This is a genomic window from Cupriavidus sp. FW216-B1 (assembly GCF_058789195.1).
In genome coordinates this window covers 515,171-541,138 of record NZ_JBYTEL010000003.1, presented here as the reverse complement: position 1 = coordinate 541,138, position 25,968 = coordinate 515,171, and the positions used below count along the sequence as shown (strand labels likewise).

Sequence of the window (25,968 nt, the reverse complement as noted above, 5' to 3'; positions counted from 1 at the left end):
CCACTTCCCGAGCCGCCGTCCAGGTCCGCGCAGGTCATTTCTTGCGTCCATTGGTGTGGGAATGAAGCGATAATACAAATCAATATCATTTACATTTGACCCGTTGTTCTGAAATAATCCGCCCACACCGTCCAGAACGCCCACGCCGCGTCGTTGCCGCGCGATGGACGCACAGGTTGTCTTGGGTCAGCAACGTGCCCCTCGCGGGCACGCACAGAACATCGGGAGTTTTACCTTGTCTTCAGCTTCACGTGGTTCGCATGTGCCTTGCGCGGCACTGCGCGCTCGCGCCGCCATGCGGCTTGCGCATTCCGGCCGTTTCCTCGCCGCCGCCCGGCTGCGCCCGCTGGTGACGGCGCTGGCCGTGGCCGGCGCCCTGCCTTCCTTCGCGCTGGCGCAGCAGGCGGCCCCGGCGCCCGCCGAGAGCCTGCCGGAAGTCACCGTGCGCGCGCCCGCCGCCGCCGCCGACCAGACGCCGCCCGCCTACGCCGGCGGCCAGGTGGCGCGCGGCGGCCGGCTCGGCATCCTGGGCAACCAGGACATCATGGACGTGCCGTTCAGCGTGACCTCCTATACCGCCGAGCTGATGCAGAACCAGCAGGCGCGCAGCATCGCCGACGTGCTGGCCAACGATCCGGGCGTGCGCAGCAGCTACGGCTTCGGCAACTACGCCGAGTCGTTCGTGGTGCGCGGCTTCCAGCTCACCGGCGACGACATCTCCTACAACGGCCTGTACGGCATCGCGCCGCGCCAGCTGGTGGCGGTGGAGGGGCTGGAGCGGGTCGAGGTGTTCCGCGGCGCGAGCGCGTTCCTCAACGGCGTGACGCCGGGCGGCTCGGGCATCGGCGGCGGCATCAACCTGGTGCCCAAGTTCGCCACCGACGCGCCCATCACCCAGGCCACGCTCGACTACGGCAGCGACGCGCAGGTCGGCGGCCACATCGACATCGGCCGCCGCTTCGGCGAGCAGAAGCAGTTCGGCGTGCGCATCAACGCGCTGGCGCGCGGCGGCGACACGCCCGTCGACCGCGAGAACCGGCAGCAGCGCCTGTTTACCGCCGGGCTTGACTACCAGGGCGACAAGGTGCGCCTGTCGGCCGACGTCGGCTACCAGAAGCAGAGCATCTACGGCGGCCGCTCGATCGTCCAGCTCAACGGCACCACCTTGCCCGCGGTGCCGTCGGCCAGCGCCAACTACACCCAGCCGTGGGCCAACTCCATGCTGGAGGACACCTACGGCACGCTGCGCGGCGAGGTCGACATCGCGCCGGCCTGGACCGTCTACGCGGGCCTGGGCGCGCACCACACCAACGAGTTCGGCAACTACTCCACGCCCACCGTGGACGGCAACGGCATCGGCACCGCCGGGCGCCTGACCGTGCCGTACAAGGCCGACACCACCTCGGAAGAGGTCGGCGTGCGCGGCCGCTTCGAGACCGGCCCGGTCAAGCACCAGGTCAACCTGGCGTGGTCGGGCATGCAGACCAAGAAGAACACCGCCTACGACTTCGGCTCGTCGGTGCCGGCCAACCTGTACGACTTCGTCTCGGCGCCGCGCCCCGGCACCATCCTGGTCGGCGGCAACATGACCGATCCCGGCACCACCGGCCGCACCAACCTGAGCAGCGTGGCGGTGTCGGACACGCTGTCGTTCCTGCAGGACCGCGTGCTGCTCACGCTCGGCGTGCGCCAGCAGAACCTCAGCGTGCGCGGCTACAGCTACGACGGCCCGCAGACCAGCGACTACAACCGTTCGGCGACCTCGCCCGCGTTCGGCCTGGTGGTCAAGCCGTGGCGCAACATTTCGCTGTACGCCAACCACATCGAAGGCCTGGCGCAGGGGCCCACGCCGCCGACCACGGTGATCAACCGCAACGACGTGTTCGCGCCGATCAAGTCCAAGCAGGACGAGGCCGGCGTCAAGTGGGACAGCGGCAAGTTCGGCGCCACGCTGGCGGTGTACCAGATCAAGCAGCCGGTCGGCGTCACCGACGCGGCCAGCAACACCTTCGGCATGGCCGGCGAGCAGCGCAACCGCGGCGTCGAGCTGAGCGGCTTCGGCGAGCCGCTGCCCGGCGTGCGCGTGCTGGCCGGCATGGCCTACATCGACGCCAAGCTGACCAACACCGAGAACGGCGCCAACAACGGCAACAAGGCCATCGGCGTGCCGAACTACACGCTGAACCTCGGCGCGGAATGGGACCTGCCGTGGCTGGCCGGCGCCACCGTGACGGGCCGCTACCTGTACACCGGGCGCCAGTACCTCGATGCCGCCAACGCCGTGAGCATTCCGTCCTGGAACCGCTTCGACCTCGGCGCGCGCTATACCTTCAAGGCCGCGCAGCAGCGCTACACGGTGCGCGCGCTGGTCGAGAACGTGGCCAACAAGGCGTACTGGGCTTCGACCTACGGCGGCTACCTGCTGCAGGGCGCGCCGCGCACGTTCAAGGTGGCGATGACGGTGGATTTCTGAGGCGAGAAAAACCCGCCACGAGGGCGGGTCGGCTTGCTGACGGAGTCAGCCTGCTGCTGGTGGTCGCCCCTCTCCCATGCAATGGGAGAGGGGCGCGAACCTCTGGCAATCCGGCCCGCCGCCAAGGCGGGTTTTTTCTTGCCTTCAGAACTTGTGCCGCACGCCCACGCCGAACGTGTCGCCGTGCGACAGGTCGGTGATCTTGTCGTAGAAGTACGCCGCGTAGACGTCGGTGCGCTTGGACAGGTTGTAGTCGTAGGCGAGCGCCACCGTGTTGCGCTTGAAGTCCGCGACCGAGTTCTTGGTCTTGTCGTAGGCGTAGGACGCCAGCACGCTGCCCGCGCCGATCGGCACCGACACGCCGACCTGGCCGTTGTAGTGCTTGATGTCGCCGTTGGGGTTGTTGTTGATGTCGGACTTGATGTACTGCCCCTGCGCGAACACCTTCACCACCTGGAAGTCGTAGCTCAGGCCGGCCTGCACGGCGTTCTGCTTGCTGAAGCCGACCAGCAGCGGGCTGGACGACGCGGTGACGTCGCCCGGCGTGCTGTCGAACTTCACCTGCTGGAAGGCCAGCGTGGCGGCGAGCGGGCCGTTGAAGTAGGTCAGGTTGCCGCCCCACTTGTTCTGGCCGATCGAGCCGACCTTCTCGCCGAACGAGTAGATCACGTTGGCGGTCAGGCCGCCGATGGTCGGGGTGGAGTACAGCACCGAATTGTTCCAGCCCGAGTCGCCGATGATGCCGGGGTCGTTCACGCGCGCGTTGGACGCGCCGAAGTAGGTGTGGAACACCATCGGCGAGAACACGTAGGAGTCGATCAGCGGGTTGAACAGGATGGTCGACACGAAGTACGGCGTGGTGTTGCGGCCGAGCTTGACCGAACCCAGCTTGTCGCTCTGCAGGCCGACGAAGGCGTTGCGGCTGAACATCGAGTCGCCGTCGAAGCGGCCCGAGCGGCCGCCGTCGGTGCGGAAGAAGCCGTTCAGGTCGAACACGGCCTTGGTGCCGCCGCCGAGGTCCTCGGTGCCCTTGATGCCCCAGTACGAGGTCTGCATGCCGCCCGAGTCCGCGACCCAGGCGCGCCCGGCCGAGCCCACGCCCTTGGTGCCGCCGACGAACATGTCGGCCTGGCCGTACAGCGTGACGCTGGACTGCGCGGCGGCGGCGCCGCTGACGAGGGCGGCAGCCACCGCCGCCAGCTTGAGTGCCGGCTTGAATTGCTTTTGCATTGGTGATTTCTCCGTGGTTGATCCGTTGCGTGCTTTTGTGTACTGGGTCCCTGACGGGTTCTATTCGTTCTTGGGGCATGCTCCGGCGGTGGCTTCCGCTGGCTCGCGGAACCCCGCCGGATGCTGCCCGGGCGCCTGTGACCGATGTCCTGCAATCGCGTCTTGCAACCGTGTCCTGCAATCGATAAGCAGGCTGCCCATTTCAACTCAGCGGGATACTAAGTCGTCCAGCCGGAACTGCGCAATGCGATGGATCTGATTGATGCATGTTTGCAACTCCGCGGCGGGCTCGTTGCCGACCCGCCGGGCGAATTCGCCGATGATGCCCGCGCGGTCGTAGCCGCGCACCGCGAGGATGAACGGGAAGCCGAACTTCGCGTTGTAGCGGCGGTTGAGATCCTGCAGCCGTTCGAACTCCTCGGCCGAGCACTGGTCGAGGCCCGCGCCGCTCTGCTCGCGCGTCGATTCGGCGGTCAGCTCGCCGCGCACCGCGGCCTTGCCGGCCAGCTCCGGGTGGGCGCGCACCAGCCTGACCTGGGCTTCGCCGCCGGCGCCGTCGACGATGGCGCGCATGGTGTCGGCCAGCGTGGCGATGTCGGCGAACGGGCGTTTGGCGGCGGCCGCCTCGGCCACCCACGGCGAGTGTTCGTAGATGCCGCCGAGCACCTGCACGAAGCCGGCGGCGGGCAGCGCGTTGAGTTGTCCGAGGGTGTAGGTCTGGCTCATGCTTGTGCCTTCGCGCAATAGGGATGGGTCTCGATCCAGTGGCGCGCGATGTCCACGCGCCGGCAGATCCACACCTTGTCGTGGCCCTGCACGTAGTCGAGGAAACGCTGCAGCCCGCGCATGCGGCCCGGGCGGCCCAGCAGGCGGCAGTGCATGCCGACCGACAGCATCTTGGGCCGGTCCAGGCCCTGCGGGTCGCCCTCGGCGTAGAGCACGTCGAAGGCGTCCTTGAGGTACTGGAAGAACTGCTCGCCGGTGTTGAAGCCCTGCGGCGTGGCGAAGCGCATGTCGTTGGAGTCCAGCGTGTAGGGCACCACCAGGTGGGGTTTCTTCTCGCCGCCGCCGACCTCGACCTCGGTCCAGAACGGCAGGTCGTCGCCGTAGTAGTCCGAGTCGTAGAGCAGGCCGCCGTGCTCCACCACCAGGCGGCGCGTGTTGGGGCTGTCGCGGCCGGTGTACCAGCCCAGCGGCAGCGTGCCGGTCAGCTCCTTGATGATCTGCATGCCGATGCGCATGTGCTCGCGCTCGGTGGCCTCGTCGATGCCCTGGTAGTGGATCCAGCGCCAGCCGTGGCAGGCGATCTCGTGGCCGAGCGCGACGAACGCTCGGGTCAGCTCGGGATGGCGCTGCAGCGCCATCGACACGCCGAAGATCGTGAGCGGCAGGCCGCGCCGCTCGAACTCGCGCAGGATGCGCCACACGCCCGCGCGCGAGCCGTACTCGTACACGCCTTCCATGCTCATGTGGCGGTCCGGGTAGGCCGCCGCGCCGATGATCTCCGAGAGGAACTGCTCGGAGCCGGCGTCGCCGTGCAGCACGTTGTTCTCGCCGCCTTCCTCGTAGTTGAGGACGAACTGCAGCGCGACGCGCGCGCCGCCCGGCCAGCGGGCATGCGGTGGCTGGCCGCCGTATCCGACCAGGTCGCGTGGATAGTTGTTGCTTGTCATCAGGGTCATGGTGTCTCAGGAAACGGTGCCGGACGCCGCCGGCTCGTAGTGCCGCGCGCTTGTTGCACAGCGCTCATTCGGTGCCGTGCGAATTCGCCGCGGCGTGGCGCATCGCGTCTTCGCGCGACTGCATGCCGTTGAAGAAGAGGTTGAGCAGCACCGCCACGATGGTGCCCAGCACGATGCCGCTGTGCGTGAACGGGTCGGTCCATTTGGGCAGGTACTGGAACAGCGTCGGCGACAGCGTGGGGATCATGCCGAAGCCGATCGAGATGGCGACGATGAACAGGTTGTGGCGGTTGCGGTTGAAGTCGCACGAGCCGAGGATGCGGATGCCGGTGGCCGCCACCATGCCGAACATCACGATGCCCGCGCCGCCCAGCACGAACTGCGGCACCGAGGCCACGATGTGGGCCATCTTGGGGAACAGCCCCAGCGCGATCAGGATGATGCCGCCGGCCGCGGCCACGTAGCGCGAGCGCACGCCCGTCACCGTGACCAGGCCCACGTTCTGCGAGAACGAGGTGTACGGGAAGGTGTTGAACACGCCGCCGATCACGGTGCCCAGGCCGTCGGCGCGCAGGCCGCGCGTGAGGTCGTCGTTGGACAGGCGCTTGCCGGTGATGTCCGCCAGCGCGAGGAACATGCCGGTGGACTCCACCAGCGTGATCAGCATCACCACGCACATCGACAGCGTGGCCGCGAGGTCGAAGCTGGGCATGCCGAAATGCAGCGGCGTGATGAAGGCGACCATGCTGGCCTCGCGCACGCCGTCGAACGACACCTTGCCCAGCGCCATCGCCACCAGCGTGCCGGCCACGATGCCCAGCAGCACCGCGCAGTTCGACACCAGGCCGCGGCCGTATTTGCTCAGCAGCAGGATCACGGCCAGCACCAGCCCGGCGATGCCGAGCGCGCCGAGGTCGCCGTAGGCGAGGTTGGGCACTTCCTTGACCACGCCGTCGATCACCGCGCGCGTGGTGGGCTGGCCGCCGCCGGCCCAGTTGATGCCCACGCGCATCAGCGACACGCCGATCAGCGTGATCACCGTGCCCGTCACCACGGGCGGGAACAGGCCCAGCATGCGTCCCATCAGCGGCGCCACCAGGATGCCGAACACCCCCGCGGCGATCACCGCGCCGTAGATGCCGAGCAGCCCCACGTTGGGGTCCGAGCCGATCGCGATCATCGGCGCCACCGAGGCGAACGTCACGCCCATCATCACCGGCATGCGGATGCCGAACTTCCAGATGCCGACCGCCTGGATCAGCGTGGCCAGGCCGGCGGCGAACAGGTCGGCGTTGATGAGGAAGGCAAGCTGGTCCTTGGGGAGCTTCAGCGCGCCGCCGATGATCAGCGGCACCGCAACCGTGCCGGCATACATCACCAGTACGTGCTGCAGGCCGAGCGCGAGCAGCCGGCCCGAGGGCAGCCGCTCGTTGGTGAGGTCCGCGGGGACCGTGGTGCTGGCGCTAGTCATGGGTGTCTCTCCTCTCCTTTGGATTTTGATGGGAACGCCGCCGGTGGCTGGCCCTGTTCGTGGTTCCGGCCCGCGCGCATCGTCGGGGACGCGTTCTCTTGAGCAGGAATCGGGCCTTGGCCGCGGGTGGCGGCGGGAACATCGCGCTAGGTGGAGTGGCCCAGCACGCTGCGAAGATCGAAGTTGCCGGGCTCGTCGGGCTGCACGCGGTCGGCGCAGGCGCCGAGATGGTGCGCCATGCGGCGCTGGGCCAGCGCCGCGTCGCCCTGTTCCAGGGCATCGAGGATCTCCTCGTGCTCGTCGAACGAGCAGGCGTTGTTGCCCGGCGCCTCCACGCTGGCGATCATCAGCGTGGTGCGCGACACCAGCCGGCGCATCATCGTGACCAGCAGCGCGTTGCCCGAGAGCTCCGCCAGCGCGGTGTGGAACTCGGCCGACAGGCGGATCCACTTGGGCCGCTCGTGGCCGAGGAAGGCCTGGCGCTCGGCCTCCACCATCTTGCGCAGCGGCGCGATCACGCGCTTGACGTCGCGCATCGCGGCGAGCTTTTCCAGCACCGCGCGCTCGAGCATCTGGCGCAGCTCGAACATGTCGTGCGCCTCGTCGGTGGACGGGCTGGCGATGAACGCGCCGCGGTTGGGCTCGAGGTCGACCATGCCGTCGGCGGCCAGCCGCGCGAGCACCTTGCGCACGGTGTGGCGCGCGGTGGCATAGATTTCGCAAAGCGAGTGCTCGGTCAGCTTGGTGCGCGGCGGCAGCCGGTGCTCCATGATCGCGTCATAGATCTCGTGATACATGCGCTCCTCGACGGAGCCCTTGCGCGCGGGCTTGATTTCGGCCGGGGCGGCGTCGGCGCCGCCAATCAGCTTGAGACTCTTGGACATCTTGGCACCAGCATATCGGTGAGGAGGGAAGCGGCGCGCTGCGGTGGCCCGGAAGGAAGCCGAGGGAACCGGTGGTGCGCCCCAAAAATTGTTGACAATTATTTGGTTATGCATTCAATATTGTCAACAAAACCGAGCTAGGTTTTCGACAACTCAGGGTAATTCCTGAGTTGCCATCCGGAGTGGTGCGAAGCATCTTCGCCCTGCACCAGTCCAGCGCCGGGATGCGTTAGAAATACGTACCGAGCGGGCACCATTCCCATAAATGGTGCTAGTGAAGGCAGCGGCGCCTCTCACAACCCAAAGCCCTAAGGAAGAACAGGATGGGACGCTTGACCACGCATGTACTCGACACCGCAACCGGCAAACCCGGCGCCGGCATGTCGATCACCCTGCATAAAATTGTCGACAATCGCAGGGAGGCGCTGAAGACCGTCGTCACCAATCACGACGGCCGCTGCGACCAGCCCCTGCTGGAGGGCGACAGCTTCGCCGCCGGCGTCTACGAGCTCGAGTTCGGCGCCGGCGACTACTTCCGCGCGCAGGGCGCGGCGCTGCCCGAGCCGGCCTTCCTCGACGTGGTGACGCTGCGCTTCGGCATCGCCGACACGGCCGCGCACTACCACGTGCCGCTGCTGGTCTCCCCCTGGTCGTATTCGACCTACCGCGGCAGCTGAGCGCGGGCCAGGCAACACAGGAGACAAGACATGGAAGGCTATATCCTCGACTGGGCCAATCTGCTGCTGCGCTGGGTGCACGTCATCACCGCCATCGCGTGGATCGGTTCCTCGTTCTATTTCGTCTGGCTCGACAACAGCCTGACGCGCCCGCAGGACCCCGAGCTGCGGGAGAAGGGCGTGGGCGGCGAGCTGTGGGCCGTGCACGGCGGCGGCTTCTACAACCCGCAGAAATACCTCACCGCGCCCAGGACGCTGCCGGAGAACCTGCACTGGTTCTACTGGGAGTCCTATTCCACCTGGATGACCGGCTTCGGCCTGCTGGTGGTGCTGTACCTGTTCAACGCCAGCACGTTCCTGATCGACCGCAACGTCTACGACATGTCGCCCGGCGCGGCGGTCGGGCTGGCGCTGTCCTACCTCGCCGCGGGCTGGGTGGTGTACGACTGCATCTGCCGCCTGTTCGGCAAGAGCGACCGCACCGTCGGCGTGCTGGTGGCGGTCTACGTGGCGGTGGCCGCCTATGTGGCGTGCCACGTGTTCTCGGGCCGCGCGGCGTTCCTGCTGACCGGCGCGATGATCGCCACCATCATGAGCGCCAACGTGCTGGTGTGGATCATCCCCGGCCAGCGCAAGGTGGTGGCGGCGCTGCGCAAGGGCGATCCGGTCGACCCGGTGCACGGCAAGCACGCCAAGCAGCGCAGCGTGCACAACACCTACTTCACGCTGCCGGTGCTGTTCGCCATGCTGTCGAACCACTACAGCATGACCTACAGCTACAAGTACAACTGGGCCGTGCTGGTGCTGATCATGCTGGCCGGCGTGCTGATCCGCCAGTTCTTCATCCTCAAGCACAAGGGCAGGATCAACGTGGCGTGGCCCGCCGCCGGCGTGGCCGTGCTCGGCGTGGTCGCGGTCATGATCGCGCCGGTGCCGCGCGAGACCGTGGCCGGCAAGGACGGCGCGGCCGCCGCGCCGGTGAGCTTCGCCCAGGTGCAGGAGGTCATCAACTCGCGCTGCATCCAGTGCCACGCCGCGTCGCCCAAGCTGATGCCCAGCGCCGCCAAGGGCATCAAGCTCGATACCGCCGACGAGATCAAGGCGCACGCGCAGCTGATCTACCAGCAGGCCGTGCAGCAGAAGGCCATGCCGCTGGGCAACGTCACGCAGATCACCGACGACGAGCGCGCGCTGCTGGGGCAGTGGTTCGAGGCGGGGGCGAAGACGGCGAATTGATGGGGGGCTGGCCGGCGTGATGCACGCCTGGCCGGGTTTGCCGGCATCGCCAGCTTGCCGAAGGTTGCCGGCAATCCAACGGGGCGCAAGCCCCGTTTTCATTTCACCGCCACTACGCCACGATGCGCGCCGCGCCGCGCCGCGCCGCCACGCACGCGCCATTTTTGGTCTAGAGTGCGAAGGCAGGCCAGCCGTGCCGCCCGTGCCACGCGCTTGCCGGGCACTGGCGGCGCGGTGCCTGCCATGAGTCGCCCCCTGTGGTTCTCGAACTCAGGAGTCAGATATGTCTCGTCCCGATAGTCAGGCCACCACCACCGTGGCGCATGCCGTGGCCGACCGGCGCCGCCGTTTGCTGCTGGGCGGCTCGGGTGCCGCCCTGGCGGCGCTGGCGCTGGGCCTGCGTCCCGCGCGCGCGCGGGCGCAAGGCAATGCCGGCCCGGCGCGCATCGGCGTGATCGGTTCCGGCAACATCGGCGGCACCATCGGCGGACTGTGGGTGCGGGCCGGCCACCCGGTGCTGTTTTCCTCGCGCCACCCGGACGCGCTCAAGCCGCTGGTGGACAAGCTCGGCCCGCTCGCGCGCGCCGGCACCGTGGCCGACGCGCTGGCGTTCGCCGACGTGATCTTCCTGGCCGTGCCTTACAAGGCGCTGCCCGAGCTCGCCGAGCAGAACGGCAACGCCTTCGGCGGCAAGGTGGTGGTGGACGCGACCAACGCGGTGCGCGCGCGCGACGGCGCCATCGCCGACGAGGCGGCCGGCAACGGCATCGGCATCACCACGGCGAAGTACCTGCGCGGCGCGCGCGTGGTGCGCGCGTTCAACTTCACGGGCGCGGCCGAGTTCGCGCGGGAGAGTCACCGCGCGGGCGGGCTGCTGGCGGTGCCGATCGCCGCGGATGACGCGCAGGCCCTGCGCGTCGGCGCGCAGCTCGTGCGCGACGCCGGCTTCGAGCCGGTGGTGGTGGGCCCGCTGGCCACCGCGAACAGCTTCGCGCCGGGCGGCCCGCTGTTCCGCCAGATGGGCTCGGCCGACGAGCTGCGCGCGCGCATCGCGCAGGTGCTCGGCAGGCCGGCGCCGCAATAGCGCCGGCGCCGCGCCGCGCTCAGGCGCCCACGCCCAGCAGCGCGAGCACGCCCAGCACCAGGAAGATCGCCGCGGCGATCTTGTGCACCAGCGCGATCGGCATCTTGTTGGCGAAGCGGTCGCCGAGCAGCACGGCGGGCGCGTTGGCCAGCATCATGCCGAAGGTGGTGCCGGCCACCACGCCGATCACCTCGCCGCTGAAGCGCGCCGCCAGCGCCACGGTGGCGATCTGCGTCTTGTCGCCCATCTCCGCGAAGAAGAAGGCCACGATGGTGGTGCCGAGGATGCCGAGCGCGCCCTTGGCCGGCTTGCCCTGCTCGGCGTCGTCGAGCTTGTCGGGGATCAGCATCCAGCCGGCCATCGCGATGAAGCCCGCGCCGAGGATCCAGCGCAGCACGTCGGCGCCGAGCACGTGCGTGATCCAGCCGCCGAGCGCGCCGGCAAAACCGTGGTTGACGATGGTGGCGATGAAGATGCCGAGGATGATGGGCAGCGGCTTGCGGTAGCGGGCCGCGAGCACGAGCGACAGCAACTGGGTCTTGTCGCCCATTTCAGCAAGGGCGACGATGCCTGTGGAGACGAGGAAGGCTTCCATTCTTTTGTGGGTGTGTCCGGGCCGATGCATCGCGAGATGCCAATGACACGCACCTTTCCCGGCCCGGCCAGAAAGGTGATGTCATCGGTCTCGCCAGGCCCTGGAAGCAGGCCGCAGGCCCGCCCCGGAAGCTGCGCACGCCATAACCGCAAGCGGTCAAGTCTGTTGACGTGTGCCCCCGTTTGTCCGCATCCCGCGTTGCGCGGGTGGTGAAAACGGGGCGGCTACTCCCCAATGGAAGCCCGCATTATGCCAAGGCGGGCTGTTCTCGTCCAGTCCCTCCGGTCGCGCCGCGCGCCGGAGAAAGTCCGTTGCCGATCGCCGCCTCGCGTCACCGCGCCATCAGCGCGAACGCGCCCCAGCCCAGGTATTCACGCGTGTACGCGGCGTAGCGCCCGGGTTCCGAGGCCAGCCCGGCGCGAACATCCTTCGCGAAGTCGTCGTGGGGATTCGCCTCGAGCCATCGGCGCATGGTGAGTCATTTGGCCGCCTCGTACCGGTCCCAGTCGTCCTGGCTTGCCAGCACCATTTCCACGACGTCGTAGCCGAGGTCGCCGAAAGACGCGAGCAGTCCCGGAAGCAGGAGAAAGTCGGAGACCGAGCCGGCGAGGCAGCCCCTGGCGACGTCTTCCGTCGGCGGCAACCGCAGCCAGTACGGTTCGCCGACGAGGATGATCCCCCCGGCGCGCAGGCTCTTCGCCAGAAGCCCGATGGTGCCCGCCACGCCCCCGCCGATCCAGGTGGCGCCGAGGCAGGCCGCCACGTTGGCCTTCTCGTCGGCGACGTAGCCGGCAGCGTCGCCGTGGATGAACCGGACCCGATCGGCGACGCCGAGCTCTTCGGCGCGGAGTTTCGCCTGCCCGGTGAACAACCGGCTCATGTCGATGCCGGTGCCGGTGATTCCGTGGTCGCGGGCCCAGGTGCACAGCATCTCGCCCGAGCCGCTGCCAAGGTCGAGCACACGGGTTCCTGGCGCCATGCGCAGCGCCGCGCCGAGCGTGGCGAGCTTTTCGGGCGAGAACGGGTTATGGATGCGGTGAGCGCTTTCGGTGATGCTGAAGATCCGTGGAATGTCCACCGCGGCGGCTCCTTACGGGTGCGAATGGGATCCGGATCCGTGCATCACCTTGTGGCGCGGCTGCCCCGCTTACAGCGGCACCGGCGCGTTGTCGCTGGTCTGGCGGCCGCGGAAGTCGGTCCAGCACAGCGCCTTGAAGTCATACAGCTTGCAGCGGCGCGCGGTGCCGAAATACCAGCGCCAGCTGAAGTTCTGGATGATGATGCGGCCCGGCAGGGCCTGCTCCAGCAGCGCCTGGGCGCGCTTGAGGCGGTACAGCGGCACGCTCATGTCGACGTGGTGCGCGGTGTGCTCCATGATGTGGTGCAGCGCCGCGCCGATGCCGTAGCGAAAGCGCAGGTGCACGGTGGTGGAGACGAACGGCTGGGCGCGCGCCCACATCGCCTTGGTGTCGTACCACGCCACGCTGGTGTGGGTGTGGTGCACGTAGAGCACGAAGCCCACGGTCAGGTTCCACACCAGGAACGGCAGCACGAAACCCAGGCCGACCAGTTGCACGGCCGACTGGCCGGTCGCCAGCGCCAGCCACACCAGCGCGCCGATCCAGGCGGCGCCGAACGCGGCCACCAGCACGCAGTCCCACATGAAGATGGCGCGGCGCGTGGGCATCTGGCGGCGGTTCGGGAAGAACATCTTGCACCACCAGATTTCCACCAGGTAGTACAGGCCCGCGCCGAAGCCGGTGCGGTAGATGCGCTCCATCGCGCGGCGCCAGCGCGGCAGCGCCTGGAATTCCTCGAGCGAGTACGGCGCCCACACGAAGTCGAAGCCCTTGAGGTTGGAGTAGCCGTGGTGGACCACGTTGTGGCCCACTTCCCACAGGCTGTAGGGCGTCAGCGACGGCAGGAAGGTCAGGCGCCCGAGCCACTTGTTGAGGCCGCGGCGCGGCGTCAGGCTCTGGTGGCAGGCGTCGTGCCCGATGATGAACAGGCGGGCGATGATGAGGCCCGTCACCACGCCGGCGGCCGTCTTGGCCAGCCAGTGGGAGAGCAGCACCACGGCTGCCAGCGCCGCGGCGAACAGCGCGGTGTCGAGCGCGAACAGCACCAGCGCGCGCGGCGTGCTGCGCGCCGTGATCGGGAGCATCCAGCCGCGGATGACCTTGCGGGGGGGCAGCGGAGCGTCGGGGGAAACCGGTTCGGGAAAGGGAATTTGCTGCGAGACGGTCATGGCACCTTCAGTTGTCGAACGCCTGGAATGGAATTGGGCGATTAGTGGCCGCACGGGCCCGAGATTGCGACAGCTTAGAAGGGATGTATGACGGGGGTGTTGACTGGCGTCAAAAAGAGCATGGCGGCACTCTAAAAGAGTTTCAAGCGGCACTTTCCCGTGCCGTTTGGGGTCGCCACCCCGCTCTGTTCCCCCGGGGTTTGCCGCTTCAGTGCGCCGCGCGCGCCGTGGCGCCGGCTTCCTCGCCCATCACGTAGACCTCGCTCACGGCGCGGTCGTCGCCGAGCATGGCGAAGGCGAACAACTGCTCTTCCAGCGTCTGCGAGCGCTCGCTGCGGCGTGCGATCAGCGGCGTGGCCTGCGGATCGAGCACGATGAAGTCGGCCTCGCAGCCGGGCAGGAAGCTGCCCACGCGCGCGCTCCAGCCGAGCGCGTCGGCGGCGGCGCGGGTGGCGAGGTAGAACATGCGCAGCGCGCTCAGGTGGTAGCCGCCCATGCGCGCGACCTTGTGCGCGGCGTTCATGGTGCGCAGCATCGAGAACGAGGTGCCGCCGCCCACGTCGGTGGCCAGCGTGACGTTGAGGCGGTTGGCGTCGGACTGGTGGAAGTCGTAGAAGCCGCTGCCGAGGAACAGGTTGGAGGTGGGGCAGTGCGCCACCGCGGCGCCGCTGTCGGCCAGGCGGCGGCGGTCATCCTGGTCCAGGTAGATGGCGTGGCCGTAGAGCGCGCCGGGGCGCAGCAGGCCGTACTGGTCGTAGACGTCGAGGTAGCTGCGCGCCTGCGGGAACAGCTCGGCCACCCATTTCACCTCGTCGCGGTTTTCCGCCACGTGGGTCTGGATGAAGGCGTCCGGGTAAGCCTTGGCGAGTTCGCCGCAGGCAGCCAGCTGCGCTTCGGTGGAGGTCGGCGCGAAGCGCGGCGTGATGGCGTAGGACAGGCGCTTCCTGCCGTGCCAGCGGGACAGCAGGTCGGCCGAGTCGCGCGCGCCGGACTCGGCGGTGTCGCGCAGGAACTCGGGGCAGTTGCGGTCCATCATGACCTTGCCGGTGACCAGGCGCAGGTTGCGGCGCTCGGCCTCGGCGAACAGCGCCTCGGCCGAGGCCTTGTGCACGGTGCTCCAGGCCACCGCGCTGGTGGTGCCGTTGCGCAGCAGTTCGTCGGCGAAGAAGCCGGCCACCGCGGCGGCGTATTCCGGCTCGGCGAAGCGGCGCTCCTCGGGGAAGGTGTAGGTGTCGAGCCAGTGCAGCAGGCCCGGCGAGGGCGAGGCGATGATGTCGGTCTGCGGGTAGTGCACGTGGGTGTCGATGAAGCCCGGCACGATCAGCTTGCCGCGGCGGTCGACGATCTCGGCGCCGGGCGGGATCCGCGCGGCCAGCTCGGCGTAGGCGCCCGCCGCGGCGATGTGCCCGGCGGTGACGATCAGCACGCCGTCTTCCCAGTACTGGTGCGCGTCTTCATGGAACTGGGGGTCGCGCAGGAAATGCAGCACGCGGCCGCGGATGGCGCGGGTGGTGGCGGAAGTCGGGGGGCTGGTCGTCATGGCTGGTGTCTCGTGGTGCGCCGGCGCGCCGCCCGCTCGGGGCCGCGCGCCGGCATCTCGGCATGCGCCGCGCTCAGGCCGGGGCGGCCGGCGCGGCGGCGGGTTCGGCCGCGGGCAGCGGCGCTTGCCAGAAGTGGTCGACTTCGGCGAGGAAGGCGGCCTTCTGCGTGGCGGGCAGGAAGGCCGCCTCGAAACTGTTGCGCGCCAGCGCATGGCCGTCGGCCGCGGTCAGCGGCAGGGCGGCGAAGGTGGCTTCCCAGTTGGCGTTCATGTAGCCGCCGAAATAGGCGGGGTCGTCCGAGTGCAGCGTGACCAGCACGCCGGCGTCGAGCAGGCGCTTGAGCGAGTGGTCGCGCAGGTCCGGGTAGACCTTGAGCTTCTGGTTCGACAGCGGGCACACGGTCAGCGCCACGCGCTCGCGCGCCAGGCGCTCGACCAGCGCGGCATCGTCGATGGCGCGCACGCCGTGGTCGATGCGCTCGACCTTGAGGATGTCGAGCGAGTCGGTGACGTTCTGCGCCGGGCCTTCCTCGCCGGCATGCGCGACCAGCCGCAGGCCGAGCTCGCGGGCGCGCGCGAACACGCGCGCGAACTTCGCCGGCGGGTGGCCTTTTTCGGAGGAGTCGAGCCCTACGCCGATGAAGCGGTCGCGGTAGGGCAGCGCGGCTTCCAGCGTGGCGAAGGCGTCTTCCTCAGACAGGTGGCGCAGGAAGCAGAGGATCAGGCTGCTGGAGAAGTCGAACTGCGTGCGCGCCTGGGCCAGCGCGTCGGAGATGCCGTCGATCACCACGCCGATCGGCACGCCGCGCGCGGTGTGGGTCTGCGGGTCGAAGAAGATCTCGGCGTGGCGCACGTTGTCGGCCACCGCGCGCTGCACGTAGGCCATCGTCATGTCGAAGAAGTCATCCTCGGTCAGCAGCACGCTGGCGCCGGCGTAGTAGATGTCGAGGAAGGACTGCAGGTCGGTGAAGGCGTAGGCGTCGCGCAGCGCTTCCACGCTGGGATAGGGCAGCTTCACGTGGTTGTGCTGGGCCAGCCGGAAGATCAGCTCGGGCTCGAGCGTGCCTTCGATATGGACGTGCAGCTCCGCCTTGGGGGTCAGGCGGATACGGTCGGCGAGCGCGGCATCGAGCGTCATGGGGTTCCTTTTGCGGTTCTGGTTTGCGTCGTTCCCGCCGCTTCGCCGCCGCGTGCCGCGCTCAGCGCGCCCAGGTGGGCGGCGCGCTGGTCGCGGACCTGCAGCAACTGGGCGACGATGGCAACCGCAATCATAGCCGGAGCCTTGTCGGTGATGCCGGCGATGCCCATCGGGCACGTCATTTCGGCGAAGCGCGCCGGGTCGATGCCGTGCTCGGCCATGCGGTGCTCGAAGCGCGCGCGCTTGGTTTTGGAGCCGATCAGGCCGAAATAGGCGAAGTCGTCGCGGCGCAGGATGCGCTCGCACAGCGTCTGGTCCAGCGCGTGGCTGTGCGTCATCACGAGGAAATAGCTGCCCGCCGGCGCGGCGTCGATCACCGCCTCCGGGGTGTCGGTGGCTTCGGCGCTGACGTTGGCCGGCAGCCCGGCCGGGAACAGGGTGTCGCGCTCGTCCACCCAGTGCACGCGGCACGGCAGGCTGGTCAGCAGCGTGACCAGCGCATGGCCGACGTGGCCGGCGCCGAACAGCACCACCTGCATCTCGTCGGGCACCATCACGTCGGTCCAGCCGCCGTGCCGGTCCAGCGTCACCGAGGGCAGCAGCGCCGGCGCCGGCGCATGCCGCACCGGGCCATGCGCGGGCACCGTGCGCGCCAGCGAGCGGCCGGCGGCGAAGGCTTCCTGCACGGCTTCCAGCCACGGCAGGTCGGCCTCGCCGAGCACCTCGAAGGCGAGCCGCACCACGCCGCCGCAGCACTGTCCCAGCGCCGGGCCGAGCGGGATGCGCACCACCTGGCGCGCCGGGCCGCCCGTGTCCGGCGCGGCCCGGGCCGCCAGCATGCCGCGCGCGATCTCCATGCCGCGCCATTCGAGATGGCCGCCGCCGATGGTGCCGACGAGGTCGCCGGCCGTCACCAGCATGCGGATGCCGGCCTCGCGCGGGGCCGAGCCCTTGACCTCGGCGATCGTGACCAGCGCCGCCGGCACGCCGGCGCGCACGCAGCGGATGGCGTCGGCGAAGCGGAAGGGCTTGAGCGGGGCGTCCTGCATGATGTGCCTTCCTACCAGGATGCCGGGGATGTCGGGGTAGCCGCGGCGCGCACCGCGTCCACCGCGTCGAGGATGGCCTCGCCGGTGGCCGGCGCCGACAGCGGCGGGTTGACGCGGTAGCCGCCGACGCTGGCCACCGCGTCGCGGATGGCGAAGAACACCGAGAACGGCAGCAGCAGCGGCGGCTCGCCGACCGCCTTGGAGCGGTGGATGCTGTCCTCCACGTTGCGGTTGTCGAACAGCCGCACGGTGAAGTTCTCGGGGCAGTCGTTGACGGTCGGGATCTTGTAGGTGGACGGCGCGTGCGTCATCAGCTTGCCGTCCTGGTTCCACCACAGTTCCTCGGTGGTGAGCCAGCCCATGCCCTGGATGAAGGCGCCTTCGACCTGGCCGATGTCGATGGCCGGGTTGAGCGAGCGGCCCGCGTCGTGCAGCACGTCGGCCTGCAGCAGCTTCCATTCGCCGGTCAGCGTGTCCACCAGCACCTCGGAGCAGGCCGCGCCGTAGGCGAAGTAATAGAACGGCCGGCCTTGCAGCTTCGACTGGTCCCAGTACAGCTTGGGCGTGGTGTAGAAGCCGTCCGACCACAACTGCACGCGCGCCATGTAGGCCTGGCGGGCCAGCTCGCTGAAGTCCAGGCGCAGCTCGCCGGCCACCACCAGGTCGTCGCCGAAGCTGACCTCGCCGGGTTCCACGCCAGCCTGGCGCGCGGCGAACGCGGCCAGCCGCTCGCGGATCTGGCGCGCGGCGTCCTGCGCGGCCTTGCCGTTCAGGTCCGAGCCGGTGGAGGCGGCGGTGGCTGAGGTGTTGGCCACCTTGCTGGTGTCGGTGGCGGTCACGCGCACGCGCTCCAGGCGGATGCCGAGCTCGTGCGCCACCACCATCGCCACCTTGGTGTTGAGGCCCTGGCCCATCTCGGTGCCGCCGTGGTTCACCAGTACCGAGCCGTCGTTGTACACGTGCACCAGCGCGCCGGCCTGATTGAAGTGGGCCACGTTGAACGAGATGCCGAACTTCACCGGCGTGATGGCGATGCCCTTCTTGAGCACCGGGCTGGCGGCGTTGAACGCGCGCGTGGCGGCGCGGCGCGCGCGGTAGGCGCTGCTGGCTTCCAGCTCGTCGAGCAGTTCGTGGATGACGTTGTCCTCCACGGTCTGGCCGTAGGGCGTGACGTTGCGCTCGGTCTTGCCGTACAGGTTGGCGCGGCGCACGTCGAGCGCGTCGCGGCCGACGGTGCGCGCCACGTTGTCGAGGATGTACTCGATGGCGAACGCGCCCTGCGGGCCGCCGAAGCCGCGGAACGCGGTGTTGCTCTGCGTGTTGGTCTTGCCGCAGTAGCCGTCGATGCGCACGTCGGGCAGCCAGTAGGCGTTGTCGAAGTGGCAGATCGCGCGCGTCATCACCGGACCGGACAGGTCGGCCGAGAAGCCGGCGCGCGAGACCATCTCCACGGCCACGCCGTCGAGGCGGCCGTCGGCGTCGTGGCCGACCTCGTAGTCGAATATGAAGTCATGGCGCTTGCCGGTGATCATCATGTCGTCGTCGCGGTCCGGGCGCAGCTTGACCGGGCACAGCAGCTTCCACGCCGCCAGCGCCGCGCAGCACGCGAAGATGGCCGACTGCGATTCCTTGCCGCCGAAGCCGCCGCCCATGCGCCGGCATTCCACCAGCACCTGGTGCACGTGCCAGCCCAGCATGTGCGCCACCGCGTGCTGCATCTCGGTCGGATGCTGGGTGGAGCACCATACGTGCATGCCGTCGTTTTCCTTAGGCGCGGCGTAGGCGATCTGGCCTTCCAGGTAGAACTGCTCCTGGCCGCCCAGGCGGATATGGCCGCGCTCGCGGTGCGCGGCCGCGGCGATGCGGCCGGCCGGCTCGCCGCGCGCGAGGTGCATCGGCGGCAGCACGTAGCTGCCGGCCTGGTGCGCGGCCTCGGGCGACAGCACCGGGGGCAGGTCCTCGTATTCGATCGCGCCCAGGCGCGCGGCGCGGCGCGCGGCGTCGTGCGAGGTGGCGACCACCACGAACAGCGGCTGGCCGATAAACTGCACCACGCCGGTGGCCAGGATCGGGTCGTCGTGGAGGATCGGGCCGCAGTCGTTGGTGGCGGGGATGTCGTCGGCGGTCAGCACCGCCACCACGCCGGGCGCGGCGCGCACCTTGTCGAGCGAGACCGACCTGATGCGCGCATGGGCGCGCGTGCTCATGCCGAGCGCGGCGTGCAGCGTGCCGGCCAGCTCGGGGATGTCGTCGGTGTAGGTGGCGGTGCCGGCCACGTGCAGGTGCGCCGATTCGTGCGGGCGCGAGATGCCGACCTGCGGCGTGGCGATGGCGCGGTCGTCGTCGTCGCGTTCGTTCCCGGCGTCGAGCAGGAAGGGTTCGGTTTGCTTGTTCATGGTGCCGGTCCTCCCCTCAGGCGGTGGCCAGGGCCTGGCCGGCGCCCGGCGCGCGGACGTTGACGGCCGCCGCCGGCAGCGCGTCGGCGCGCGTTTCCAGCCAGAAGCGGTAGAGCAGGTTGGCGGCGCCGCGGCTGCGGTAGGCGGCGGTGGCGCGCATGTCGGTGAGCGGGGCGTAGTCCCGCGCCAGCGCGGCCATCGCGGCGCGCGCGGTGGCTTCGGTCCAGGGCTGGCCGAGCAGGGCGGCCTCGGCATGCGCGCCGCGCCTGGGCGTGGCGGCCATGCCGCCGAAGGCCACGCGCGCGTGGGCGATGACGCCGTCGTCGCCGAGCGTGATGGCGAAGGCGGCGCACACCGCGGAAATATCCTCGTCGAAGCGCTTGGACAGCTTGTAGGTGCGGAAATGCCGCGGGCCGGCCAGCGGCACGCGCAGGCCCGCGACGAACTCGCCCTCGGCCATCGCGGTCTTCTGGTAGGCCAGGTAGAGGTCTTCGAGCGGCAGCGCGCGGCGCGTGTCGCCACGCTGCAGCACCACTTCGGTGCCGAGCGCGATCAGCGCGGGCATGGAGTCGCCGATCGGCGAGCCGTTGGCGATATTGCCGCCCAGCGTGCCGGCGTTGCGGATCGGCAGCGAGGCGAAGCGCTTCCACAGCTCGCGCAGGCCGGGGTGGGCCGCTTCCAGCGCGGCGTAGGCGCGCTCCAGCGACACCGCCGCGCCGATCTCGATCATGCCCTCGCTTTCCCGGATGTATTGCAGGTCGGCCACCTGGCCCACGTACAGCAGGTTGCCCAGCTCGCGGAACTGCTTGGTGACCCACAGCCCCACGTCGGTGCTGCCGGCCAGGATGCGCGCGCCGGGCTCGGCGGCCTTGAGCGCGGCGAACGCCGACGCCGTGCGCGGCGCGTAGAAATGCTGGCCGTCGGCGCTGTAGTGGAAGGTGTCGTCGCGGCGCAGCGCGCGCAGGGTTTCGGCGATGTGCCGCGCATCGAGCTTGCCGGCGCGCGGCGCCGGCAGCGCCATCATGCGCTGGCCGGCCTCGACGATGGGGCGGTAGCCGGTGCAGCGGCACAGGTTGCCGGTAAGGGCGTCGCAGATGGCGTCGCGCGCCGGCGCGCGGCCGCTGCCGGCGTCGCCGGCGTGCTGCTGGTAGAGCGCCCACAGCGACATCACGAAGCCGGGCGTGCAGAAGCCGCACTGGGAACCGTGGCACTCCACCAGCGCCTGCTGCACCGGGTGCAGCGCGCCGTCGGCCTGGCGCAGGTCTTCCACGGTGATGAGCGCGCGGCCGTCCAGCGTGGGCAGGAACTGGATGCAGGCGTTGACCGCCTTGAACTCGACTTCGCCATCCTCGCGCAGCTCGCCCAGCACCACGGTGCAGGCGCCGCAGTCGCCCTCGGCGCAGCCTTCCTTGGTGCCGGTGCAGCGCACGTCCTCGCGCAGGTACTGCAGCACGGTGCGGGTCACGGGCGCGCCGCCGACCTCCCTGACCTGGCCGCGGTGGTAGAAGCGGATGGTTTGCGTCTCCATGATGTCGTCTCTCTTTGCAATGGGGCAAAACATAGCACTCAGGCCGATGATGCAATATTCGGCCCAGGTGATATGCCCCATCAAGGGCGGGAGCGCGTTGCGCCGCCGCCCGGATTGACCGCTGGCGGGGTGCCTGACATACACTATGCGCCGTTCCCATCCCCCACGCCACCGGCCGCCGCGGCGCGCCCCGGCGCCCCCTCGCCATGCACGGACGCGACCATCTCGACACCTATTTGCTGCGTGTGCTGCACACCCTGCTGACCGAGCAGAGCGTGACCCGCACGGCGGTCAAGCTGGGCCAGTCGCAGCCGGCCATCAGCAACACGCTCAAGCGCCTGCGCGAGATCACCGGAGACGCCATCCTGGTGCGCGGCAAGAGCGGCATGGTGCCGACCGAGCGCGGGCGCGAGCTGCTGGCGCTGGCCGAGCAGAGCCTGGCGGCGATGGACCGCATCGCCCGCCCGCCGCAGCATTTCGATGCGGCCACCACCACGCGCACGTTCCACCTGGGCGCGCCCGACTACCTCGACGCCTTTTTCCTGCCCAACATCGTCGAGCGCGTGCGCCGGCTGGCGCCGGGCGCCCGGCTGTTCGTGCACCCGATGACCTCCTCCAGCGACTTCCTCGAAAGCCTGGAGCAGGGCCAGCTCGACATCGTGGTCGGCAACTGGCTGTCGCCGCCCGAGCACCTGCACATCTCGCCGCTGTTCGACGACGAGGTGGTGTGCATGCTCGGCGCCCAGCACCCGCTCGCGCGCAAGGGCCTGACGCTCAAGCACTACCTGGAGATGCCGCACCTGGCGCCGGCGCCGTATGCGTCCATGCAGCGCAGCATGATCGACCAGGCGCTGGCCGAGCAAGGCTACAAGCGCAATATCCAGGTCACGCTGCCGTATTTCGGCCTGGTGCCCTACGTGCTGATGAAGACCGACATGGTCTTCACCACCGGCCGCCAGTTCGCCGCGCATTATTCGCAGTACCTGCCGCTGCGCATGGTGCCGTCGCCGGTGCCGTTTCCGCGCATGCGCTTCTACCAGCTCTGGCACGAGCGCTGCCACGCGGCGCCGGACGTGATGTGGCTGCGGCGCATGATCGCGGAGGTGGCGGCCGAGCTGCCGCAACTGCCGCAGTTGCCCAGGCTCGGGGAAGTGCCGGCCTGATCCGCCGGCGGACGGCCGCATGTGACTGGCATGACGCTTCCGGCGCTGGCCACGGCCCTGGCCGCGATGGCGGCGGTTACGCGACATCCGGGCGGCCATTCGTCAGCCATTCGTCGGCCATTCCGGCGGCGCCGTATTACACTGCTTGCAGCGGCTGGCTGCGCGCCTTCCGCCACAGACACGCAAGGAGCCTCATGCTAGAAACGGCCGCGTTGGCCGCGGGCTTGTCCTGGACCAGCGGATTCCGCCTCTACCTGGCCGTGTTCACGGCCGGCGCGCTCGGGCGCCTGGGGCTGCTGCACCTGCCGCCGGGGCTGCAGGTGCTGGAGTCATGGTGGATGATCGCCCTGGCCGCGCTGCTGGCGCTGGCCGAGTTCGTGGCCGACAAGGTGCCCGGCTTCGATTCGTTCTGGGACGGCATCCAGACCTTCATCCGCATTCCCGCCGGCGCGATCCTGGCCGCCGCCGCGTTCGGCCAGCTCGATCCGCAATGGGTGATGGCCGCAGGGCTGGCCGGCGGCACGCTGGCGGGCACCGCGCACGCGGCCAAGGCCGGCACGCGCGCGCTGATCAACGTCTCGCCGGAACCGTTTTCGAACTGGGCTGCCTCACTGAGCGAGGACGTCGCCGCCAGCGGCGGCCTGCTGCTGGCCTTCTTCCTGCCGGTGGCGTTCCTGGTGGTGCTGGCGCTGCTGCTGGTGGTGGCGATCTGGCTGCTGCCCAGGCTGTGGCGCGGCCTGCGCCGGCTGCGCCAGGCGCTGGGGCGGGGCGAGCCCGCCGTCGCGGCGCGCCGGCTGCCGCGGCGCTAGCGCCCCAAGCCGGATTCATTGCCTTCACATCTTCACCGGACAACCGGCGGCCTGCCTGGCGGGCCGCTTCAACGCATGTGCACGGATAACTGACTGATGCCTTCCGAACTGGATTCGGCCGCCGGGATCGCCGGCGCTTTCCCTGCCGCCGCGGCGGCGCCCGCGGCCCGCTTCTCCCCGTGGCGCCAGGCCCTGCGCATGGCGCGGCGCGACTGGCGCGCCGGCGAGCTGTACCTGCTGCTGTTCGCGCTGGTGCTGGCGGTGGCGGCGCTGAGCAGCGTGGGTTTCCTGGCCGACCGCATGCGGCTGGGGCTGGAGCGCGACGCGCGCCAGATGATCGCCGCCGACGTGCTGATCGTGAGCGACCAGCCGTTCGACGCGGCCTTCGCCGCCCGCGCCGCGCAGGCCGGGCTGGCCACCGCGCAGACCGTCACCTTTCCCAGCATGGCCACCGCGCACCGGGCCGGGCAGGAGACCACGGCCGCCGGCGCTTCGGCCGCGGCGGCGGAGCCGCCTTCGCAACTGGCCGCGCTCAAGGCGGTCGGCCCGGGCTACCCGCTGCGCGGGCAGGTCAAGGTGGCCGGCGCGCGCGGCGGCCCGGAAGTGGCCGCCGCGGGCATCCCGGCGCCCGGCACGGTGTGGGTCGACGAGGCGCTGCTCGATTCGCTCGGCTTGTCGCTGGGCGACACCATCCAGCTCGGCAGCCGCGGCTTTCGCATCGAGCGCATCGTCACGCAGGAGCTCGACCGCGGCGCCGGCTTCATGAACTTCGCGCCGCGCGTGATGCTGCCGCTGTCGGACCTGGATGCCACCGGGCTGGTGGGCTGGGGCAGCCGCGTGACCTACCGCCTGCTGGTGGCGGGCCCCGACGCGGCCGGCCAGGCCTACCAGCGCTGGGCCGAGGCCGAGATCGGCCGGCGCGGGCTGCGCAACACGCGCGTGGAGTCGCTCGAGTCCGGCCAGCCGCAGATGCGCGCCACGCTGGACCGCGCCGAGCGTTTCCTGTCGCTGGTGGCGGTGCTGTCGGCGATGATCGCGGCGGTGGCCATCGCCATGTCCGCGCGCCGCTACATGCAGCGCCATACCGACGCCTGCGCGGTGTACAAGTGCATGGGCCTGTCGCGCCGCGAGATCCTGCTGGCCTTCACGCTGGAATTCCTGCTGCTGGGCATCGGCGGCGCGGTGGCCGGCGTGGTGCTGGGCTACCTGGCGCACTACGGCCTGCTGCTGTCGCTGGGCAACCTGCTGACCGTGACGCTGCCGCAGCCGTCGCTGGTGCCGGCGCTGGTGGGCCTGCTGGCCGGCATGGTGCTGCTGGCGGGCTTCGCGCTGCCGCCGCTGCTGGCGCTCACGCGCGTGCCGCCGCTGCGCGTGCTGCGGCGCGACCTGGGCGCGCCGCCGGTGTCCACGTGGGTGGCCTACGGGCTCGGCCTGGGCGCCTTCGTGGCGCTGCTGCTGGTGGCCGCGCGCGACCTCAAGCTGGGCCTGACCACCGCGGGCGGCTTTCTCGGCGCCGGCGTGGCCTTCGCGCTGCTGGCGCTGGGCCTGCTGAGCCTGCTGGCGCGCCTGATGCGCGGGCGCAAGCCGGGGCGCGGCAGCGTGGGCTGGCGCTTCGCGCTGGCGGTGCTGGAGCGGCGCCGCGCGGTGACGGTGCTGCAGACCGTGGCGCTGGCGGTGGGCCTGATGGCGCTGCTGCTGCTGGGCATGACCCGCAACGACCTGATCGCCTCGTGGCGCAACGCCACGCCGGCGGACGCGCCCAACCGCTTCATCATCAACATCCAGCCCGACCAGCGCGCGCCGCTGGCCGGCATGCTCGCGCACGCCGGCATCGCCGACCTGCTGTACCCGATGGTGCGCGGGCGCCTGACGCACATCGGCGGCCAGCCGGTGCAGGCCGGGCAGTACCCGGACGGGCGCGCGCGCAACCTGGTCGAGCGCGAGTTCAACCTGTCGTACACCGACCGGCTGCCCGAGGGCAACCGCGTGGTCGCCGGCCGCTGGCTGGCCGCCGGCGGCGGCGAGGCCGGCGCGTCGGTGGAGGAGGGCATCGCGAAGACGCTCGGCATCCACCTGGGCGACACGCTGCGCTTCGACGTGGCGGGGCAGCCGGTGGAGGCGCCGGTGACGTCGCTGCGCAAGCTGGACTGGGGCTCGATGCGGGTGAACTTCTTCGTCATCCTGCCGCCGGCGGCGATGAAGGGCATGCCCGAGACCTACATCACCGCGTTCCACCTGCCCGCGCCGCAGGCGGCGCTGGGCAACCGGCTGGTGGCGGCCTTCCCCAACATCACGGTGGTCAACACCGACCTGATCCTGCGCCAGATCCAGGAAGTGCTCGACCAGGTCATCGCCGCGGTGGAATTCCTGTTCGTGTTCACGCTGGCGGCCGGCGTGACGGTGCTTTACGCGGCGCTTTCCGGTTCGCGCGACGAGCGCAAGCGCGACGCCGGCCTGCTCAAGGCGCTGGGCGCCTCGGCCGCGGTGGTGCGGCAGACGCAGTACACCGAGTTCCTGGTGGTGGGCGGCCTGGCGGGGCTGCTGGCCAGCCTGGGCGCGATCGCGGTGGGCTGGGGCCTGTCGCAGTTCGTGTTCGACTTCCCGTACCGCTTCAATGGCTGGATCGTGCCGGCCGGCGTGCTTTCTGGCATGCTGTGCGCTTTTGCGGGGGGCTGGCTGGGTTTGCGCGAGGTGCTGCGGCAGCCCGCGCTGGCCACGCTGCGCGACGCCTGAGCGGCCTTCGCATGCCTTCCGGCGGCATGGCC

At 69.9% G+C, this 25,968-nt stretch carries 19 protein-coding genes, 1 pseudogene and 1 riboswitch; of the genes and pseudogenes, 7 read left to right on the top strand and 13 right to left on the bottom strand.

The genetic code is table 11. From position 1 onward, the window contains the following. Nucleotides 1-295 precede the first annotated feature (295 nt). On the top strand, nt 296-2,473 hold the full coding sequence (locus AC3WXD_RS12155) for a TonB-dependent receptor (RefSeq protein ID WP_020203007.1): 2,178 nt from the start codon (nt 296-298) through the stop codon (nt 2,471-2,473). Between the two features lie 144 nt (nt 2,474-2,617). Here the strand turns inward: AC3WXD_RS12155 and AC3WXD_RS12150 are convergent, their stop codons facing one another. The 5 genes from AC3WXD_RS12150 to AC3WXD_RS12130 all read right to left on the bottom strand — a co-directional run bounded on the left by AC3WXD_RS12150 (nt 2,618) and on the right by AC3WXD_RS12130 (nt 7,740). Next, nucleotides 2,618-3,703: a porin gene (locus AC3WXD_RS12150; RefSeq protein ID WP_059413009.1), complete on the bottom strand. Its 1,086-nt coding sequence runs from the start codon at nt 3,701-3,703 to the stop codon at nt 2,618-2,620. Nucleotides 3,704-3,910: 207 nt separating this feature from the next. Beyond that, a complete protein-coding gene (uraD, locus tag AC3WXD_RS12145; protein ID WP_059413008.1) occupies nt 3,911-4,429 on the bottom strand; it encodes a 2-oxo-4-hydroxy-4-carboxy-5-ureidoimidazoline decarboxylase in 519 nt (172 codons plus the stop codon). Further along, nucleotides 4,426-5,376: an allantoinase PuuE gene (gene puuE, locus AC3WXD_RS12140; protein ID WP_492323796.1), complete on the bottom strand. Its 951-nt coding sequence runs from the start codon at nt 5,374-5,376 to the stop codon at nt 4,426-4,428. The genes uraD and puuE overlap by 4 nt, the downstream gene beginning before the upstream one ends. Nucleotides 5,377-5,449: 73 nt before the next feature. Beyond that, nucleotides 5,450-6,856, bottom strand: coding sequence for a nucleobase:cation symporter-2 family protein (locus AC3WXD_RS12135; protein WP_492323775.1), 1,407 nt, complete (start codon nt 6,854-6,856; stop codon nt 5,450-5,452). Between the two features lie 146 nt (nt 6,857-7,002). Beyond that, nucleotides 7,003-7,740 carry a GntR family transcriptional regulator gene (locus AC3WXD_RS12130; RefSeq protein WP_492323774.1) on the bottom strand — a complete coding sequence of 246 codons (738 nt, stop codon included), beginning with the start codon at nt 7,738-7,740 and terminating at the stop codon, nt 7,003-7,005. A gap of 323 nt (nt 7,741-8,063) precedes the next feature. On the opposite strand from AC3WXD_RS12130, the gene uraH reads away from it, so the two are divergent. The 3 genes from uraH to AC3WXD_RS12115 all read left to right on the top strand — a co-directional run bounded on the left by uraH (nt 8,064) and on the right by AC3WXD_RS12115 (nt 10,737). Next, entirely contained in the window at nt 8,064-8,417 is a 354-nt protein-coding gene (gene uraH, locus AC3WXD_RS12125; RefSeq protein ID WP_059413005.1) for a hydroxyisourate hydrolase, read from the top strand. Between the two features lie 30 nt (nt 8,418-8,447). Then, complete coding sequence (locus tag AC3WXD_RS12120; RefSeq protein WP_492323773.1) at nt 8,448-9,653, top strand: urate hydroxylase PuuD; 1,206 nt, start codon at nt 8,448-8,450, stop codon at nt 9,651-9,653. Between the two features lie 283 nt (nt 9,654-9,936). After that, on the top strand, nt 9,937-10,737 hold the full coding sequence (locus tag AC3WXD_RS12115) for an NADPH-dependent F420 reductase (protein WP_454731202.1): 801 nt from the start codon (nt 9,937-9,939) through the stop codon (nt 10,735-10,737). 19 nt (nt 10,738-10,756) lie between these two features. Here the strand turns inward: AC3WXD_RS12115 and AC3WXD_RS12110 are convergent, their stop codons facing one another. From AC3WXD_RS12110 to xdhA, 8 genes and pseudogenes are all read right to left on the bottom strand, one after another. Next, nucleotides 10,757-11,332 (bottom strand): TMEM165/GDT1 family protein, encoded by a 576-nt coding sequence (locus tag AC3WXD_RS12110; RefSeq protein WP_029043615.1) that lies wholly within the window; start codon nt 11,330-11,332, stop codon nt 10,757-10,759. 86 nt (nt 11,333-11,418) lie between these two features. Further along, nucleotides 11,419-11,577: riboswitch (yybP-ykoY riboswitch) on the bottom strand. An 86-nt stretch (nt 11,578-11,663) separates the two neighbouring features. Next, nucleotides 11,664-12,410 (bottom strand): annotated as a pseudogene (locus AC3WXD_RS12105) (SAM-dependent methyltransferase). Between the two features lie 69 nt (nt 12,411-12,479). Next, the gene (locus AC3WXD_RS12100) at nt 12,480-13,580 is read right to left on the bottom strand and encodes a fatty acid desaturase (protein WP_492323772.1); all 1,101 of its coding nucleotides are present in this window, start codon (nt 13,578-13,580) and stop codon (nt 12,480-12,482) included. Between the two features lie 208 nt (nt 13,581-13,788). Next, nucleotides 13,789-15,120: a guanine deaminase gene (gene guaD, locus AC3WXD_RS12095; protein ID WP_059413002.1), complete on the bottom strand. Its 1,332-nt coding sequence runs from the start codon at nt 15,118-15,120 to the stop codon at nt 13,789-13,791. Nucleotides 15,121-15,193: 73 nt separating this feature from the next. Then, nucleotides 15,194-16,258 carry an adenosine deaminase gene (locus AC3WXD_RS12090; protein WP_020203020.1) on the bottom strand — a complete coding sequence of 355 codons (1,065 nt, stop codon included), beginning with the start codon at nt 16,256-16,258 and terminating at the stop codon, nt 15,194-15,196. Beyond that, nucleotides 16,255-17,307 (bottom strand): xanthine dehydrogenase accessory protein XdhC, encoded by a 1,053-nt coding sequence (gene xdhC / locus AC3WXD_RS12085; RefSeq protein ID WP_492323771.1) that lies wholly within the window; start codon nt 17,305-17,307, stop codon nt 16,255-16,257. Before xdhC ends, AC3WXD_RS12090 begins: the two co-directional genes overlap by 4 nt. Before the next feature lie 11 nt (nt 17,308-17,318). Further along, the gene (xdhB, locus tag AC3WXD_RS12080) at nt 17,319-19,703 is read right to left on the bottom strand and encodes a xanthine dehydrogenase molybdopterin binding subunit (protein WP_492323770.1); all 2,385 of its coding nucleotides are present in this window, start codon (nt 19,701-19,703) and stop codon (nt 17,319-17,321) included. A 16-nt stretch (nt 19,704-19,719) separates the two neighbouring features. Next, the gene (gene xdhA, locus AC3WXD_RS12075) at nt 19,720-21,231 is read right to left on the bottom strand and encodes a xanthine dehydrogenase small subunit (protein ID WP_492323769.1); all 1,512 of its coding nucleotides are present in this window, start codon (nt 21,229-21,231) and stop codon (nt 19,720-19,722) included. 206 nt (nt 21,232-21,437) lie between these two features. On the opposite strand from xdhA, the gene AC3WXD_RS12070 reads away from it, so the two are divergent. The 3 genes from AC3WXD_RS12070 (at nt 21,438) to AC3WXD_RS12060 (ending at nt 25,936) form a co-directional block, all read left to right on the top strand. Continuing rightward, nucleotides 21,438-22,394, top strand: a complete 957-nt coding sequence (locus AC3WXD_RS12070) for a LysR substrate-binding domain-containing protein (RefSeq protein WP_020203024.1) — start codon at nt 21,438-21,440, stop codon at nt 22,392-22,394. A gap of 194 nt (nt 22,395-22,588) precedes the next feature. Then, on the top strand, nt 22,589-23,203 hold the full coding sequence (locus AC3WXD_RS12065; protein ID WP_059412998.1) for a DUF4126 domain-containing protein: 615 nt from the start codon (nt 22,589-22,591) through the stop codon (nt 23,201-23,203). Nucleotides 23,204-23,299: 96 nt separating this feature from the next. Next, the gene (locus AC3WXD_RS12060; RefSeq protein ID WP_492323768.1) at nt 23,300-25,936 is read left to right on the top strand and encodes an ABC transporter permease; all 2,637 of its coding nucleotides are present in this window, start codon (nt 23,300-23,302) and stop codon (nt 25,934-25,936) included. The last annotated feature ends 32 nt before the right edge of the window (nt 25,937-25,968 follow it).